The sequence below is a fragment of the Paractinoplanes hotanensis genome (assembly GCF_023717965.1).
Taxonomy (GTDB): Bacteria; Actinomycetota; Actinomycetes; order Mycobacteriales; family Micromonosporaceae; genus Actinoplanes; species Actinoplanes polyasparticus.
Map to the genome: position 1 here is coordinate 1 of NZ_JAMQOL010000075.1, position 16,225 is coordinate 16,225.

Consider the following 16,225-nt stretch of genomic DNA (forward strand, 5'->3'; position numbering starts at 1 on the left):
GGATCAGCGCACTGTGGCATCTACAGTCACCTCCCAGCACACCTACCGAATCAGTCATTCGCCTGCGATGAACTCCCCAGCAACGAAGTCGTTTCGCCGCAAATATCCGCCACATCTCGCCGGGACCGACAGGAGCGCATCCCAGTCGAAGTGACGGCGCCCACGCCGCCACGAATCCCCGCACGGCCCGGTTAGGTCATTCGACAGATGGCGGCGGGTCTCCTTACGGCCGTGCCCGCGGTCGCGGGTGCGGTCACCGACTGGGATCGGTGCCCAGGGGACGGCCTTGAGCTGGGCATGAAGGGTGGGCTGGTTCCCCTTTGCCCGCAGGAGAAGGTGTGCTCCACGGCTGGTGATCTGCTCGGCGTGATCGCTCCGGGCATGCATCGCGTCGGCGACGAACAGGACCCCGCCAGGCTGCCCAGGACCTTCTCGACGGCCTCCACAGAGGCCACTCACCCCCACGAAATCCCAGCTCAGCTCGCCGCCCCGCGAGAACGCAAGAGAGCCCTGGGTGTCGGCCGGCCCCGGCTCGAGAAGCAGCACCCGCACGCGAGGATAGACAGACGGGAGGCGACGACGGCACCGGCCGGACCCGCACCGACCACGATGGAGCCATGGCTACAGGCATGCATGCCACCCACGGTGTCCCGGGGCGGCCGCAGCTGGTTGACCATTTCCGCCCAGGCCGTCGACCAGCGGCGACTGAACTCCGAGGGCCGGGGCACGTCGAGGTGAATGTGACGTCATCTGATGGTGCGGTGTACCGGCAGTCCCTGGCCCGGACCTTCGGCCGCCCGTTTCCGGACCGGGGACGAGCAGACCGGCATGGTCTTCGGCCCTGATCGCGTCCTGGGACCGCGCCGTCGGATGGTACGACCTCGCCAAAATGCCGGCAGAAAGCGCACCCGCGGTCACCCGAATTTCGACTCCCTCTCTTCGCATCACACCGTGACAAGGACACAAACGATCGGTAATATCGTTGCCGGTCGGGTTCCCGACAGTGCGCCGAACTCCACCGGAACAGGCCTGGGTAATCACTCCGATCCGGTTTCCACATCGGCGTAACTAGCAATAAAGTCCAATTAAACAGACGCCCCATAGGCTTTTTTCGGAACCAGCCGGAATTGCCACGGGGGAATGTCATCATGACCAGCGCGACCAGCGTCATCGACAGGAATGTCGCACCGGAGCGGGCCGAGGCCGGCGCGAAGCCTCAGGCGGACCACGCCGAATGCCAGATGCGCGAGATTCACCGCAACAACGGCGGGCAGCTGCTGCACTTCTTGCGGGGCCTGGTGTCAGCCAGCGCCTCACACACCGCCGAGGACCTCCTCCAGGAGACCATGCTACGGGCCTGGCGGAGCCTCGACACCGTGCCGATCGAGCCGGAGTCCCAGCGCCGCTGGCTGTTCACGGTGGCCCGCCGGCTGGCCATCGACGCGTACCGCAAGCGGCAGTCACGGCCCATCGAGGTCAACCTCTTCGACATCGAACCGGCCGCCGCCGGCAGCGAGTCTGCGGAAACAGTGATCGCGACGCTCACCCTGCGCGATGCCATCAACGCGCTCAGTCCCAGCCATCGGTCCGTCCTTCTGGAGCTGTACGTCAAGGGTCACACCCTGGACGAGACCGCGAGCCTGCTCAGCGTCCCGGTCGGCACGGTCAAATCCCGAGCGCACTACGCCATGCAGCAATTGCGTGATGCCCTGACACATGAGTGAGCCCGCCGAGAGGACCGAGGAGTGCGAACCGCGATCCAGCAGGCCGATTCCGAGCGGCATTTCCGCCCGGTTCTCGGCAGTCTCCGCGAACCCCTACCGAACGATCTCGTCGCGCGCTTGAGGACTCGGCTGGCCGAGAGCCACGTGGTCGAGGTGACGCACGCAATCGTGTTCGCCACCGTCGCCCGGCCCATGGCGCTGACCGCCGCCGAAACCGATCTGTGATCGACACGCTCGCCGACGCCGGGGAGGAGACTGCGATGGCGCGGACCATCCGGCGCGCCGGGCAGACGTCGCCGCGGTCGGGTGACCTCGCCCCCGCAGCGGCGGGACCCGCCGACGACGCCTGGCCGCCGGCCCTCTCGACACCGTCGCTCACGACGACGGAGATCTGACGCCACCACCGCATCGCGTCGGAGCGTTCAGGCCGGCCGGTCGTCGTTCTCGTCCAGGTCGACGACGTCGTCCAGGCTCAGCCAGTTGTCCCGGGCCGCCGCCGCGCCCTCGGCGTCACGCTCTTCGCACAAGGTGATGATGCGATCGCGCAGCTCCACCGAGGCTCGGCTGCCGAGAGTCGAGAACCGCAGGCGCTCCAGCCGCCGCGAACGCGGCACGGCGATGAGCTCGCCCGCTCCGGACCAGTCCTCCTTCAGATCCTCAGGGGTGTAGGTGATGCTGAAGTCGGGGCGGACGTCATTGCGGCCAGCCGCGGAAGACCCCGTCCAGCGAGGCAGCGGCAGCTTCGGCGAACTCCTCGAACCCCATGTTCGCGATGCCGACGTTGACGCTGATCGCATGGGTCTCGCTCGGGAGACAGCGGAACTCCCGGCCGAATTCCGTGACCTCGTCGTACATCTCGTCCTGCGGGTCGTGCGAGGTGACGACCAGCAGGTGGTGTTCTTCCCCGGACACGGTCTGCTTGTCGGCGACCAGAAAGACGCTCAGGTGTCCACTCAGGTGCTGGTCCCGCCGGACGACTTCGAGAATCTCGTCCGGCGTCGCGTCGGCCCAGGACGGGTCGTCGATGACGACGTTGTCGGCCTCGAAGTCGTCCTCCTCCCAGTCCTCCGGCGCCTGGTCCAGTGCCTCGACGGTGGCGAGCCACCCTTCATCGTCCGAGAAATCCGTGCGAACGACCACGTTCGCCGATCGCTCGGCGGCCTGATCGATGTCAGCAGGAAACGCCCTCATACCGCACCAGACGCACCGCACATCATCAAGTTCATCGGGGCGTGAACAGTCGGGCGCGACGATCGTCCTCTCGAGAGAACCCACTGGTCCGCCAGAGCCCTGCCATCTCATCGGAGTCGACGTGATCCCTCGACCTCAGACAGCCCTCACCCGTCGATTTCTCGCCCTGGGCGTCACCGTACTCCTGATCACCATGACAGCGGTTGCGGGCCTGTATCGATGGCCGCTCGACGACGAGACGTTGCGACCGCCAGCTCAGCCGATGTCATTCGCCACGGCGACCGCTCGCATCGCGGCTCAAACCGAGGCCGAGAAGGCCGACTCGCGGATCCGGTCCGAGTGCCGGTCCGTGGCTCTCGTGCACCCCGAGCCGAGCGCCAAGGCCGTCCTCATGCTTCACGGCTATCTCGGCTGTCCCGGCCGGTTGGCCGGACTCGCCGCGATCTACTACGAACAGGGCTACAACGTGTACGTGCCGCTGGCGCCGCGGCACGGCCGGACAGACCCGGAGGCACACCGATCCCTGACAGCCCGGGAACTGACCACCTACGCCGGGTCGGCGATGGACATCACCGCGGCACTCGGTGCCGAGACCGGGGTGATGGGAACCTCCGCGGGAGGTGTCCTGGCAACGTGGCTGACGACCACACGACCGACCCAGGTACACCGGATGCTAGTCATCGCACCATTCTTCCGGCCGAGCGCCGACCAGGTGCCGCCACTGGCGGTGCGCCCGATGACGGTCGGCAGTCCTGGCCCCCGATACGCGACTGCCCGAACTGAAGAGCGTCGCCGTGGTCACGTCGCCCGGGGACCGGTTCATCGACCATGATCAGGCGACGCGGATTCCTGCTCGCATAGCAGAGACCAACCGGGTTCCGGCCCTGTGGCATGAGATCCCGAGCAGCATGATGATCGGTCATGAAGCGGTCGACCCCGCACGCCTGGGCCCGGCGAAAGACCTCCTGTACGCCCGGTACATCAGGCTCTATGAAGGTCGGCGCTAGTACGACAAGCCGTGACCGACTGCGCTGAACTCACCCGCTTCCGGCGATGCGGCGCCTTCAACCCCGTGACCACACCGCGCGCATGGATACGGGAGTCGGAACGGCGGACACCCTCAGCGGCGATCGCCACCCGCAGGTTTCGGGGTCAGCGGCGGAAGTGCTGGACAGCGCGGCCGGACGCGGCAAGGATCTCCCGCAGGCGCTGGCCGCGCCGGCTTTCGTGCTCTCGGCGATGGCCGAGCTTCCGCGCGAAGCTCAGCTGAAGTGAGCCGGGTCTCGCCGGAATTCGGCTGTCGGGGTACGTCTGCGCTGTTCCAGGTTCCTGGGCCTGCTTGACCGGTGGTGGGCTCGAGAAGTGCTTGCCGAGCCCATCACCGGCGCCGATCAGTTGCGGTTGGCCCACCAACTGCGAGTTGCTCCGCCGTTCGCCGTGGAGCCAGAGGTATAGACCTTCCAACCGGGATCATCCGAAGCGCTGGCGAGGAACGCTCCCATCTCGAAGGAGTTCCCGCTACTCCACAGTCCGAACACCGAGATCCGAGTGGTGCCGACGGGAATGTCGGCCTTCACGCACTGCCCGGGCGCCGCGACGTACGTGGCGAACAACGGTCGATTACCGACGAAACTCAGATAGGAACCGTAATTTCCGACGGCGCAGATCTGCACCCGCCCCTTGCCCATGGCGGCGAAGGCCGGCGATGCCGCCCCCGTCACCACAGCCGTGCTCAGCACAGCCGCGCCCGCGATCCCAGCGACAGCCGACTTGGTCAAACTTGACATCCGCACCCTGCTCCTTGATCTCGTCGGCGCCATCTCCCCCGAGGCTGAGGACCGGGTTGACGCCTATTCATGGAGACGGATTCGACATTCACCGGTTCATCGGGATCACATCGATATCCGGCTCTCCGCTCGGGTGAACCTCACCCGGTTCGCTGCGTCTGTCGGGGTGGGTGGCCAGTCACCGCGGGCTGGTCAAGAGCCCCGGTCCTGTCACACGTTGGCCCGGGAGCTCCCCTTCGGGGCGGCGGTAGTTCCCGCCAGGACGCCGCCGTCCCCCCTCATCGGGCCGATCCGCAGTCGCCGTGGATCATGACGGCACGGGTTGCAGGACGAAGTCGTAATGGGCGACCAGGAAGGTCCGATTCATCGTCCTGCCGTCCGGGCTCGGACCCGGCTGGTGCTCGACGAACGGGGTGATCAACGCGTCCTTGACCCCGAAGACCACGTCCGAGTCCAGGTAGTCCGTGCGCGCCGGGAACAGATGCGTGACAAGCTTCTCGAAGCCGGGCTCGTCCAACAGGAAGTGGACGTGCGCCGGCCGGTACGCGCTGATGTCGGTCTGCTTCACCAGATCACCCACCGGACCGTCCATCGGGATCGTGTACCCCAGCGGCAGAATGGTACGCACGCAGTAGGAGCCGTCCGGGCGGGCCTGGTATTTCGCCCGCAGCCGGGCTTCGTCGACCTCGGGCAGCTGAGCCTCGTACACTCCGTCGACGTCGGCCTGCCACACGTCCAGGACGGCATTCGGCACCGCCCGGCCGTCCAGGTCGGTGACCTGGCCCATGATGAACAGCGGCACCCCCGGCAGCCCTTCGGACATGTCGAACCCGAAGTCCACCGCCGGCGAGCCGTCGATGTGGAACGGGCCCAGCACCGTCGCCGGGGTCGCCCGCTCGTCGAAGCGGTGATTCAGCTCCACCACCAGCGAACTGAGTCCCAGCACGTCGGAGGCCAGGATGAACTCCTGCCGCTTCTCGTTACTGATCTGCCCGGTACGGGTCAGCCACTCCACGGCGGCCATCCACTCGTCCGGTGTCAGATTCGCCTCGCGGGCGAAATCGTGCAGATGCTCCACCAGCTTGGTCATCAACTCGGCCGTACGGGGTGAATACGCCGTACCCCACCGGCGCACCGCCCCATCGGTGATGTTCTTTTTCGGATCGACAGGCATGGTGTCGCATCGTCTCCTTCGTTTTCCGGACCTGACCGCCCGCGCGGCCGGGGGATCGTCAGGACGCCGCGAGTCGGTCGAGAACCTGCCGGTCGAGCTCGGCAAGCCCGAACGGACGGCCCCCACAAAGCGAAGACGCGTTCCGTACGGGTGAGTTCGGTTCAGTCGCTGTGATCACACCCTTCCCCGGTGTTCGCGGAGCCGGAAGATCCGCCGTCGCCAGGCGGGCCGGCCAGGTCGGACAGCTGGCGCTGGCCGAGACGGGCGTCGTTCAACTGCCGGCAGCGGTTGAACCAGCCGCCTACGCCCCCGTTCTAGCAAGGAAGGAATCGGTCCGAGCATGCGGATCGATCCGAACGAAAGGCGTACACAGTGTTGTTCCATCGCCTCCTTGCCGGTGGCATCGGTGTGCTGGCCGCGGTCGCCGGCGTCGCGCCGGCTGCCGCGCAGACCGCTGCTCCGGCCTACACCTACGTCGCCGTGGGTGACTCGGTCGCGGCCGGGGTCGGCGCGCCGCCGTACCTCGACCCGGAGTGCCTGCGCAGCTCCAACGGATATCCCACACTCCTCGCGTCCACCGTCGAACACGGAGCCGCGTCCCGCTCGGAGGCGTGCGCCGGTGCGACCACCATGGACGTCGTGTCGGGCCAGCTGAGCAGTCTCAGCCGGCAGACCCGGCTGGTAACCGTGACCGTCGGAGGCAACGACCTCGAATTCAGCTCCCGCATGGCCACCTGCATGCAGGGAACCGACGCGGACTGCACCGCGGTCGTCGAGGCGGCCCAGGCTTTCACCACCGGGCAGCTGCGAGGCCGGCTGGACGGGGTCTACCGCGCCGTACGGCAGCGGGCGCCTCGAGCCGAGATCGTGGCAACCGGCTACCCGCGTTTCTTCGAGACCACCGCGGACTGCGCCGCGGTGCCGCCCGCCAGCCTCGTCAAGCGCAAGGCGCTGAACGAGACGGTCGACCTGCTCAATCGCGTCATCGCCGGTCAGGCTCGCCGCGCCGGGGCCCGGTTCGCCGACGTTCAGCCGCGGTTCACCGCACACGGACTGTGCGGAGCCGATCCGTGGATCACCGGTCTGACCGATGCCGGGGCGTTCCACCCGACAGCCGTCGGCTACCGCGCCGGCTATCTGCCGGCTCTGCGCAAGGCCATCGACTGCCGCCGCTGACAGCGGGTTCGGTGGCGCTCGCCCGGAGGTCGGGCGAGCGCCACCGTCGTCGTGCCCGCTGCGGCGCCAGCTCGAGTCGGCGGGCAGCGTCCCTCCCCCGGTCGCGCAGAAGCCGGCGCGGATGTCGCAGCGGCGCCGTGCGGGGCGGGCCGCGAACCGCGACCCGCCCCGGCGCGCCGATCAGGCGAGGATGGTCAGGTCTTCCACGGTGTACGACAGCGAACCGCGGAAGCCGACGCCGAGGCGCTGGATGGCCAGTTCGGCGGCCTGGTACTCCGAGTACTGGCTGTGAGCCGGGTCGAGCCACTCTGCCGGCGTCACGGCGAACTGCCACTCGACGCACATCGCGAAACCTTGACCGAGCTGAGCCGGATCCGGTCGGCAAGGCGGCGGTGGCGATCCGCGACAGCTGTGGGCGGCTTCATCAAGGCTGTCATCGAGTGGAACGCTGTCCCTCGTAGAGCTGGATGTACTGCTCCCGAAGCCGACCGGCGTCCGGCCGGCCGGAGAGGGCCAGGGTGTTGTGGCCGAAGCCCAGCGACTCCGGCAACAGCAGAGTGTGCACTGGAATACCGGCGGCATCGGCGATCCGGCCGGGCACGGCCGTCGCCGCCACCGTGTCGACGACGTCGTCGAGAGGACTGAAGGCCACGGCGATCGAGCGCAGGCCGGTTCGCCCGGAGGGGGACGACAGATCACGCGCGATCGCCAGGTACCTGCTGATCGTAGCGAGCGAGTATCCGCGTGAGGTGATGTGGTCGGGAAGCAGGCCGTGCCCGTACAGAAAGATGAGCGGACGGACCATCAGCGCCGGAACCTGCCGCGGCGACGGGGCGAAGAACGGAGAGAACAGCAGGACACGGCGCACGGTGTCACTGCGGTGCTGCGCCAGCCAGGCGGCGAGGATCCCGCCCGCCGAAATGCCGACGACACCCACCTCATCGCCCAGACCGTCCGCGATATCCATGCCCTGAGACGCGTACGTCGTGAGACTCTCCACCGTGATCCGGCGTTCAGCCCGGCGGTCGGTCGTCCCGTGACCCGGCGCCCGCGGGATCCAGACGTTGTAGCCGCGCGTGAAGAAGTCGCGCGCCAGCTCGTCCATCTGCTCCGGCCCGTGCCTGTATCCGTGCAGAAGCAGCACTGCCCGTCGAGTGCGCGATCCGTGGCTGAGCAGAATGCTGCGCGACTGCGGCCGGATGTCGGGGTCGGCCGCTTCGGCCGCGATGACCGCCTGTGCCGACCGATCGGCCGTCGCGAATGACGAAAGGTTGTCGAGGGATCTCATCAGTAGTCACGACGGCGCCGAACGGCTCGGGTTCACGTCGACCACCTCACGCGGGCCGGCGGCCAGTCTCGAGCCGACCATGACCCACGAGCTGGCGCACCAGTGGTTCGGCAACTGTGTCGCGCCGGCCGCAGATCTGGGCCTGCGCCGGCACCGACAATCAGAAGTGGACTGAGCCGCTCAGGCGCCGGCGGGCAGGCGGGTGTGACGCGGGATGCTGCCGAACGTGCCGGAGTGGAAGTCGCGGTACGCCTGCTCGATCTCGTCGCGCGAGTTCATCACGAACGGGCCGCTGGCGTACACGGACTCACCGATCGGGCGCCCGGCGAAGAGCAGCACCTTGGTCTGTTCGTCCCCGTCGCCGGTGGCCAGCGTGAGCGTGGTCGGTTCACCCGGCTGCGTCACCGGATCGGACCAGGCGATCTGCCCTGCCCGCACGCCACGGCCCGCGACCGTGAGCCGACCGGAGATCACGTACGTGAACGCACGCTGGTCGCCGGCGAGCAGCTGCCGATACTCGGTCCTGGGGTCCAACGTGATCAGCATGCCGAGGATCGGCCACTGGTTGACTGCCGGCCCGCGCACCGACGCGGTCTCACCGGAGATCAGCTGAACGAGCACACCGGGCTCGGTGTGCACGGCGTGCATGCCGGCTCGCAGGTCCTGATAGCGGGTCGGCACCATTTTCCGGTCAGCCGGCAGGTTGACCCACAGCTGCAGGATGTGCGCGTGCTCCGACCTGGCCGCGACCTCCCGGTGGATGATGCCCCGGCCCGCGGTCATCCACTGCGCGTCCAGGGGCCCGAGCACTCCGGCGTGGCCCATGCTGTCGCCGTGCTCGAGTGCTCCGTCCAGGATCAGGGTGACGGTCTCCAGGCCGCGGTGCGGGTGCCAGTCGAACCCGGGCTGATTGACCAGCTCCTCCCCCATCAACAGGAACGGGTCGGTCCAGTCGTTCCGGCCGGGGGAAATGATCATCGAGCTGTGCGCCGACATGGCGGTCCGGCCGAGTTCCACCTTGTCGAGAACGCGATGCACTTTCCGGTTCATGACGCCTCTTCTCTTCGCTTGAGGGAAGCGTCCGGCCAACCGACCCGGGCTGGCAAACACCACCAAAGTTACTTACCTTGGGGAAGTGAACAAGGACGAGACCGGAGTCGACGAGGAAGCCTGCCTTCGCATCCTGCGCGCGATCGACATCATCGGCACCCGCTGGACCGGCCCCATCCTGCTCGCCGGGGCGCGCGGCGCCCGGCGCTTCAAGGAGTATCGGGCCCGGGTCCCGGGCATCTCGGACCCACAGCTCACGCTGCGCCTCAAGCAGCTGCAGGAGCGCCACCTCGTCGAGCGCACCGTCATCCCCAGCACACCCGTCCAGATCATGTACGCCCTCACGCCGGACGCCGAGGAGCTGATCGCCTCACTCCAGCCGTTGTCGCGCTGGAGTGAGCGTCATCTCCGGCACAACGACGAGTGAACCCCTGACGCCGCCATCCGTCGGCAGAAGCGTGACCGAGAACCTTGAGACCCGCCCATGGCGATCCGCCGACCTCGATCTTCTGCGGGCGTCCGATTCGCTCTTCGCACCGCGGAGCTACCCTCGGCGCTTCCTTGCCGGTGATCGCCGCCTGCGTCCTTTCCATCTGATGGTGTCCGACCATCTGGCCCTGCGGGAACGACGGTGGACCGGGCAGGTCGCGATCGAGGGCGACCGCGTGACCGCGTTGGCCGAGTGCGCCTGGGATCCGGCCGACCCGGAATCGACGACGGTGCGGGTCAACGTCGCCGACGCCCGGCTGAGCAGCGGGCTCGGCCGCCGGCTTCTGCGGGAGCTCATCGCGCGATGCCTGAGCTTCGGCCTGACCACGTTCACCGTGGACTATGCGGGTTCGAACGTCACCGTGGACACCATGCTCCAAGCGATAGCGGCTGAGGCCGGCGAAGGATACTCGCTGAGCGGCGTGACGCGTCGCGGCATCGGCCACCTGACCGTCCGGGCTGCGGGCTGACCGGAGCTTCGATCAGCGGCTCCGGCCCTCCCGCTCGGCCGCCGCCTCCGACGTGGCTAAGCGGCTGCGCCACCGACGCCGCGGTACAGCTCGGCCAGGCGGCGGCGGATCCGTTCTTCCTGGCTCGGATCCGAGTCGTTGCCCAGCGCGAGCGCCTCCAGCCAGGCGGTCCGGGCGGCGGGCTGGTCGTTCATCGCATGGGCGACGTCGCCCAGGCCCACTCGCGCGCGGACCGCGTGGACGCGGTGACCGACCGCCTCGGAGAGCTCTCGAGCCGCGTTCCAGTCGGCCAGAGATTCGGCGTATCGTCGCTCGCGCAGGAACAGGTCGGCCCGCCGCAGGTGGCACTCGCAGCGCCGGACGACGTCGGCGAGCTGCTCGCTCATGGCCAAGGCACGGTCGAGGGTCTCGAAACTCAGCGCGGGCCTGCCGAGCTCGTACTGCGCGTCGGCCAGACGGCACAGGACGTCCGCCTGGACCGTCCGGTCGCAGATTGCCTCCGCCATGTCCAAGGCCTGGTGGTGGCAGGCGACGGATCGCTCGTAGTCGCCGACCATGAAGCTCACCTCGCCGAGGTTGCGCAGTGTCAGCGCCTCGCGGGAGGTGTTGCCCAGCTCGGCAAAGATCACGAGAGCCCGCTCGAGCAGAGCCAGCGCCGAGGTGCCGTCGCCGAGGTAGAACTGCGCACCGGCCAGGCTGCGCAGCATCTCCGCCGCTCCGGCCGAGTCACCCGCGCCGACGGCCGCGTCCAGACACTCGCGGACGAGAATCGCCCAGTCGTGCCACCAGCCCTCCCGCTGGTAGAAACCCTGCACCGTCAGCTCCAGCTGCCAGGCGTCATACACCCGGCCCCGGTCGTTGGCCTGACGCAGGATGGCTTTGAGCTCCCCACGTTCGTCGGCGAACCAGTCCGCGGCCTCCTTGTCGCTCCGCGGGGCATGGACGACGATCCCGTCGTGCTCGGCCGGCGGATCCGCGCTGATATCGGGGTTGATGAAGAGGTTGGCGTGGTAGGCGGCACACCGGTAGTACTTGAGCAGCCGATCCGCGGCCGCCTCGCGTTCCTCCTCGGGGTCGGAGTCGAGCATCAGCTCACGCGCGTACGCGGCGATGAGATCGTGGGCGCCGTAGCGGCCGGGCCGGCGCTCGGTGAGCAGCCTGCTTCGCACCAGCTCGTCGAAGCCCGCACGGGCGTCGCGCACGGACAGGCCGCCCAGGCTCGCCACCGCTGGGAGCGTGACGTCCGGGCCCGGATGCAGCGCCAGCAGCCGGAAGAGGCGCGCGGCCGAAGGGCTGAGTCCCCGGTAGGACCACGAGAAGATGGCTCGCAGGTCGCTCTCCGGATCGTCGGAATCGAAGCCGTCCAGACTGCCTTGGGTCTCGTGCAGCTCACCCGCGACGGCCGACAGCCGAAATCCGGGTCGCGCCAAGGCTCGGGCACCCACCACGGCGAGGGCCAACGGAAGGCCCCCGCACAACCTGACGATCTCGTCCAGCGCTTGGCGGTCGGCCCGGGCACCCACGGGTCCCACCCGCGAGGTCAGAAGCTCGCGCGCCTCGTCGTCCGGCAGAACGTCGAGTGCCAGCACCCCGGCCCCGTGTGTCGCGGCGAGACCGGCCAGGCTGTAGCGGCTCGTGACCAGGACCAGGCTGCCGGGAGCGCCGGGCAGCAGGGGCCGGACCTGGTCGGCGTCGCGGGCGTTGTCCAGCATGATCAGCACCCGGCGCTCCGCCAAGACACTGCGATAGTGCCCGGACCGGGCCACGTCGCTCTGCGGGATGTCCGGACCGCGGACGCCCAGCGCGTGCAGGAAGGCTTGCTGTACCTCGCCCGGGGTCAATGCGGCTTCCGGATCCAGACCCCTGAGGTCGGCATAAAGCTGGCCGTCCGGGAACTCGTCGGCCACCCGATAGGCGAGGTGAGTCGCCAGGCTGGTCTTGCCGACGCCGGGAATACCCTCGATGAGGACAATACGCACGGGGCTCCCGGCGGTGCGGCCATGGATGAGGGCCAGCGCCCGGCGCAGGCTGTCACCCCGGCCCGTGAAATGGGGCAGGTCCGGCAACAGCTGGGCCGGACGGACGAAGAACTCGCCGGTCGACGGGTCCTCGTCATACGGAGGCGCTTCCGCGGGCCCGTCTGTGCCGGAGACGCCGCTGCTCAGGACGGTCCGGTAGGCATCCTGGAGCTCGCGCCCCGGACCGATCCCGAGTTCGTCGGACAGCCGGCCGCGTAGTTCTTGGTAGAGAGCGATCGCTTCTGCCTGCTGCCCGACCGCGGACAACGTCAGCAGCAATCTGGCCTGAACGGCCTCGTCGAGAGAACGGTGCCGGGCGACACGCCGCAGTATCGGAAGCACAGCCCGCGCCGCGCCCGCGGGCAGTGCGAGGTCGGCGGCCTCCCGCACCAGATCGGCGTACTCGTTGTCGACCGCCTCGAAGTCAGCGACCGGACGGCTGACCAGCGCCGGAGCTCCGGCGCACGGCCCCCGCGACAATTCCAGCGCTTCGACATAGGTCGCCACCGCCTCGGCGGGATCGTCAGCGGCCCGTGCCCGCTGTGCCAGACTTCGGAGCTTCAGCAGGTCCAGCTGCCCGGCGTCGACCACCATGCGATAGCCGGCCGCGTCCCCCACCAGCCACCGGCCGGGCGAGCGAGGACGCAAACCGGGTTCGAACAGCCGCCGAAGCCTGCCCATGTGAAGGTGGACGATGTTGGCCGCGCTGCGCGGTGGCCGCTCCTCCCACAACAGCGTCACGAAGTCCGCGAGGCCGACTGGCCGGCCCGCCCGCGCCAGGAGCAACGCCAGAATCAGGCGCTGCTGTCGTGAGCCGGGATCCACCGGCTGCCCCCCACGCCACACCTCCACCGCCCCCAGCACCGCGAAGCGCACGTCGCCCTGTGCCCCGGTCACGGAATGTGGCCCCCATCAACATCGCCGACGGTCGGTGATCGTCGGCTACCGGCGTCCAGCTTAGGTGAGCAGCTCTCGCTGGACCGCCTCCTGCCTGCGGCAGGAGGCGCTGAGTGAACTCCGACCACCCGGCCGCGTAGTACCGAGCGTGATGCCATCCTGTGAATCGTTGGTCGGACGCGAAGTGGAGCTGGGGCGGATCCGCCGCTTCCTGCAGTCCGTGCGGCACGACGGGGATGTCCGGATGGTCCGCGGCGAGCCCGGCGTCGGCAAGTCGGCGTTGCTCTCCGCCGCGGCGGACATGGCGGAGGCGGCCGGCTTGCGGGTGCTGCGTTCGTCCGGCTCCGAATTCGAGGTGGACGTGAGCTACTCGCTCCTCAATCAGCTGCTACTGCCGCTGTACACCGCGATGCAACGGCTGCCACCGACGCTGCGCGACGCGCTCACCGTCGCTCTCGGCTTCGGCCCTGGCCCGGCCCCCGCGCCGCTGCTGGTCTGCAACGCCGCGCTGTCTCTGGTCACCACCGTGTCCAGAAAGGCACCCGTGCTGCTGATCGTGGACGACGTGCAATGGGTCGACCGGCCCAGCGCCGTCGTGCTCGGCTTCATCGCCCGGCGGGTCCAGGGGTCACCCGTCGGTGTCATCGCCGCTTCCCGGACCGGCACCGAGAGCTTCCTCGACCGCCGCGGCCTCTTCGAGGTCACCGTCGAACCGCTGAGCACCGAGGCTGCGGAGCGGCTGGTGGACGTCCGGTTCCCCACCATGAGGGGGCGTGCCCGGCAACGCCTGCTCGACCTCGCCCAGGGCAACCCCCTGGCCCTGGTCGAGTTGGCGGACACCCTGGCCGGCCCCGCGCAGCACTTGGAATCCTCGGACGTGGTGCCCCTCAGCGACCGGCTACAGACGATCTTCGCCCATCGCATCGTGGGCCTGCCCGACCCCACCCGCCTGCTACTGCTGCTCGCCACGTTCGAAGGCAGCGGCGACGTACGGACCCTGCGCGGCATGACCGACCTCACCCACCTGGCACCGGCCGAACGAACCCAGCTGGTACGGGTCGACGACGCCACCGGGCGCATGGTCTTCCGCCACCCCCTCCTCCAGTCGGCGATCGTCGCGACATCCACCCACGAGGAGCGTCGACGGGTTCACCTGGCCATCGCGGAAGCCTTGCCGGGCGACCTGGAACGCCGCAGCTGGCACCTCGCGGCGGCCACGGCCGGACCCGACGAGGCGGTCGCCGCCCAGCTCGAACACGCCTCGCATCGCGTCATGCAGCGTGGTGACGCCCTGGCCGCCATCGCCGCCCTGATGCGTGCGGCGGAGCTGAGCGACACCGCCGAGGACACCGCACGGCGGCTGGCGCAGGCGGCGTACATCGGAGCCGAAGCCGGCGGCTCCGGCGACGCGACCACCCTGCTCGCCCGCTCCCGGGAGATGAGCGTCGACGCCGCCGGCGCCTTGCACGCCGCCGGCGCGGCGGCACTCTTGATGATCAATGGCGATGGCGACGTGCACACCGCCCACCGCTTGCTGGCCGGCGCGATCGAGACCGGCGAACACGGCTGGCGTACGGACGACCCGGCGCTCGACGAGGCCATGCACACGCTGCTGTTGCTGTCCTGGTACGCCGGCAGTCCCGACCACTGGGCCACCTTCCACCGGCTTCTGGCCAGGCTCGAGCCAGGCCCCTCCGACATCCTGTCGGTGATGAGCAGAACGTTCCCCGACCCGGTACGCACCGGGCGCTCGGCGCTGCCCGATCTGGAGGCGCTCATCGCCACGCTGCCCGAGGAGGCGGATCTGACCCGGGTCATGCGGATCGGCACCGCCTCGGTCTATCTCGACCGGCTGGGCGAGAACCGCGAGTCCTCGTGGCGGCTCGTGCGGCAGGGACGCGAGGGAGGGGCGCCCCGGCGGCAGTTGTCGGCGATGATGCATCTCTGTCTCGACGACTTTCTCACCGGCCGCTGGGCCGAGTCCGAGGCCTTGGCCGCCGAAGCGCAGCAGGTCTGCGGCGACAGCGGGCTGACGTTCCTGACGTGGTATTTCCTCTACACCAGGGCGATCGTCGCTGCCGGCCGCGGCCAGTCCGGCGAAGCCTTCGAGCTCGCTGATGAGATCACCCGCTGGGCCCTGCCTCGCGGGGTGGCGGGGGCGGCGGCGATCGCCCACCATCCACGGGTGCTCGCCGCCGCCGCGTCCGCCGATTTCGAGTCCGCTTACCAGCATGCGATCGCGTCGAGTCCCGCCGGGACGCTCGCCCCGTACGTACCCAACTGCACCTGGGTGATGTTCGACCTGGTCGAAGCTGCCCTGCGCACCGGCCGAGCGGGCGAGGCCCGGGCGCACGCCGAGGCCATGCGCGCGGCGGACGTGGCCGCCCTGTCCGCACGCATGAGGCTGATCCAGCACGGCGTCGACGCGCTCGTGCTCGACAGCCACGAAGCCGCCGAACGGCTCGAGCGGACACTCGGCGATCCGGCCTCCGAACGCTGGCTGTTCGAGTCGTCGCGCATCCGTCTCGCCTTCGCCGAGAAGCTGCGCCGCGACCGGAAAGCCTCGGCCGCCCGCACCCACCTTCTCACCGCGCGCCGCGGCTTCGCTGCCATGGGCGCCGAGCCGTGGCTGGCCCGTGCCACCGCGGAACTGCGAGCCACCGGCTACCGGCCCGCAGTCACCGGACAGGCGACTGCCGTGCTCACCGGCCAGGAGCTCGAGATCGCCGCCCTGGCCGCCGGTGGCCTGACCAACAAACAGATCGCTGAACGCCTTTATCTCTCCCACCGGACGGTCGGCGCGCATCTCTACCGCATTTTTCCGAAGCTCGGCATAACGGCACGCGCAGGGCTCCGCGATGCCCTTTCAGCCCATTTTCCAGAACAGCCGGACAGCTCATCGGAATCCATTTCACTGGCAATGACGTAGGAAACTGACAGGCAGGCTCCTACGCTTCCCCG

General features: G+C 68.9%; 17 protein-coding genes. 9 read left to right on the forward strand and 8 right to left on the reverse strand.

Going from position 1 to position 16,225, the window contains the following annotated elements; translation table 11 throughout:
- Positions 1 to 1,148 precede the first annotated feature (1,148 nt).
- The 3 genes from LXN57_RS42800 to LXN57_RS48100 are packed head-to-tail and all read left to right on the forward strand — an operon-like array spanning position 1,149 to position 2,119.
- On the forward strand, positions 1,149 to 1,724 hold the full coding sequence (locus tag LXN57_RS42800) for a sigma-70 family RNA polymerase sigma factor (protein WP_251804035.1): 576 nt from the start codon (positions 1,149 to 1,151) through the stop codon (positions 1,722 to 1,724).
- Between the two features lie 21 nt (positions 1,725 to 1,745).
- A complete protein-coding gene (locus LXN57_RS42805; protein ID WP_251804036.1) occupies positions 1,746 to 1,949 on the forward strand; it encodes a hypothetical protein in 204 nt (67 codons plus the stop codon).
- A gap of 35 nt (positions 1,950 to 1,984) precedes the next feature.
- Positions 1,985 to 2,119, forward strand: coding sequence for a hypothetical protein (locus LXN57_RS48100; RefSeq protein WP_285904742.1), 135 nt, complete (start codon positions 1,985 to 1,987; stop codon positions 2,117 to 2,119).
- A gap of 27 nt (positions 2,120 to 2,146) precedes the next feature.
- On the opposite strand, the gene LXN57_RS42810 is transcribed toward LXN57_RS48100, so the two are convergent.
- The gene (locus LXN57_RS42810) at positions 2,147 to 2,338 is read right to left on the reverse strand and encodes a hypothetical protein (RefSeq protein WP_251804037.1); all 192 of its coding nucleotides are present in this window, start codon (positions 2,336 to 2,338) and stop codon (positions 2,147 to 2,149) included.
- Positions 2,339 to 2,417: 79 nt separating this feature from the next.
- Positions 2,418 to 2,864, reverse strand: a complete 447-nt coding sequence (locus LXN57_RS42815; protein ID WP_251804038.1) for a DUF6924 domain-containing protein — start codon at positions 2,862 to 2,864, stop codon at positions 2,418 to 2,420.
- Positions 2,865 to 3,036: 172 nt separating this feature from the next.
- Here LXN57_RS42815 and LXN57_RS42820 point away from each other — a divergent pair, with 172 nt between their 5' ends.
- Both LXN57_RS42820 and LXN57_RS42825 read left to right on the forward strand, forming a co-directional pair.
- Positions 3,037 to 3,747, forward strand: a complete 711-nt coding sequence (locus LXN57_RS42820) for an alpha/beta hydrolase (RefSeq protein WP_251804039.1) — start codon at positions 3,037 to 3,039, stop codon at positions 3,745 to 3,747.
- A gap of 257 nt (positions 3,748 to 4,004) precedes the next feature.
- A complete protein-coding gene (locus LXN57_RS42825) occupies positions 4,005 to 4,190 on the forward strand; it encodes a hypothetical protein (RefSeq protein ID WP_251804040.1) in 186 nt (61 codons plus the stop codon).
- 116 nt (positions 4,191 to 4,306) lie between these two features.
- On the opposite strand, the gene LXN57_RS42830 is transcribed toward LXN57_RS42825, so the two are convergent.
- Positions 4,307 to 4,693, reverse strand: a complete 387-nt coding sequence (locus LXN57_RS42830) for a hypothetical protein (RefSeq protein WP_251804041.1) — start codon at positions 4,691 to 4,693, stop codon at positions 4,307 to 4,309.
- A gap of 316 nt (positions 4,694 to 5,009) precedes the next feature.
- The gene (locus tag LXN57_RS42835; protein ID WP_251804042.1) at positions 5,010 to 5,876 is read right to left on the reverse strand and encodes a dioxygenase family protein; all 867 of its coding nucleotides are present in this window, start codon (positions 5,874 to 5,876) and stop codon (positions 5,010 to 5,012) included.
- Between the two features lie 372 nt (positions 5,877 to 6,248).
- Between LXN57_RS42835 and LXN57_RS42840 the strand changes: the two genes are divergently transcribed.
- Positions 6,249 to 7,052, forward strand: a complete 804-nt coding sequence (locus LXN57_RS42840) for an SGNH/GDSL hydrolase family protein (protein ID WP_251804043.1) — start codon at positions 6,249 to 6,251, stop codon at positions 7,050 to 7,052.
- A gap of 180 nt (positions 7,053 to 7,232) precedes the next feature.
- Here the strand turns inward: LXN57_RS42840 and LXN57_RS42845 are convergent, their stop codons facing one another.
- From LXN57_RS42845 to LXN57_RS42855, 3 genes are all read right to left on the reverse strand, one after another.
- Entirely contained in the window at positions 7,233 to 7,397 is a 165-nt protein-coding gene (locus LXN57_RS42845; protein ID WP_251804044.1) for a hypothetical protein, read from the reverse strand.
- An 88-nt stretch (positions 7,398 to 7,485) separates the two neighbouring features.
- Entirely contained in the window at positions 7,486 to 8,340 is an 855-nt protein-coding gene (locus tag LXN57_RS42850) for an alpha/beta hydrolase (RefSeq protein ID WP_251804045.1), read from the reverse strand.
- Between the two features lie 180 nt (positions 8,341 to 8,520).
- Positions 8,521 to 9,390 (reverse strand): pirin family protein, encoded by an 870-nt coding sequence (locus tag LXN57_RS42855; protein WP_251804046.1) that lies wholly within the window; start codon positions 9,388 to 9,390, stop codon positions 8,521 to 8,523.
- Positions 9,391 to 9,475: 85 nt separating this feature from the next.
- Between LXN57_RS42855 and LXN57_RS42860 the strand changes: the two genes are divergently transcribed.
- The gene (locus LXN57_RS42860; protein ID WP_251804047.1) at positions 9,476 to 9,817 is read left to right on the forward strand and encodes a winged helix-turn-helix transcriptional regulator; all 342 of its coding nucleotides are present in this window, start codon (positions 9,476 to 9,478) and stop codon (positions 9,815 to 9,817) included.
- A 169-nt stretch (positions 9,818 to 9,986) separates the two neighbouring features.
- A complete protein-coding gene (locus LXN57_RS42865) occupies positions 9,987 to 10,349 on the forward strand; it encodes a hypothetical protein (RefSeq protein ID WP_251804048.1) in 363 nt (120 codons plus the stop codon).
- Between the two features lie 56 nt (positions 10,350 to 10,405).
- Here the strand turns inward: LXN57_RS42865 and LXN57_RS42870 are convergent, their stop codons facing one another.
- The gene (locus LXN57_RS42870; protein WP_251804049.1) at positions 10,406 to 13,264 is read right to left on the reverse strand and encodes an AfsR/SARP family transcriptional regulator; all 2,859 of its coding nucleotides are present in this window, start codon (positions 13,262 to 13,264) and stop codon (positions 10,406 to 10,408) included.
- Between the two features lie 169 nt (positions 13,265 to 13,433).
- Between LXN57_RS42870 and LXN57_RS42875 the strand changes: the two genes are divergently transcribed.
- The gene (locus LXN57_RS42875) at positions 13,434 to 16,193 is read left to right on the forward strand and encodes an AAA family ATPase (protein ID WP_251804050.1); all 2,760 of its coding nucleotides are present in this window, start codon (positions 13,434 to 13,436) and stop codon (positions 16,191 to 16,193) included.
- The last annotated feature ends 32 nt before the right edge of the window (positions 16,194 to 16,225 follow it).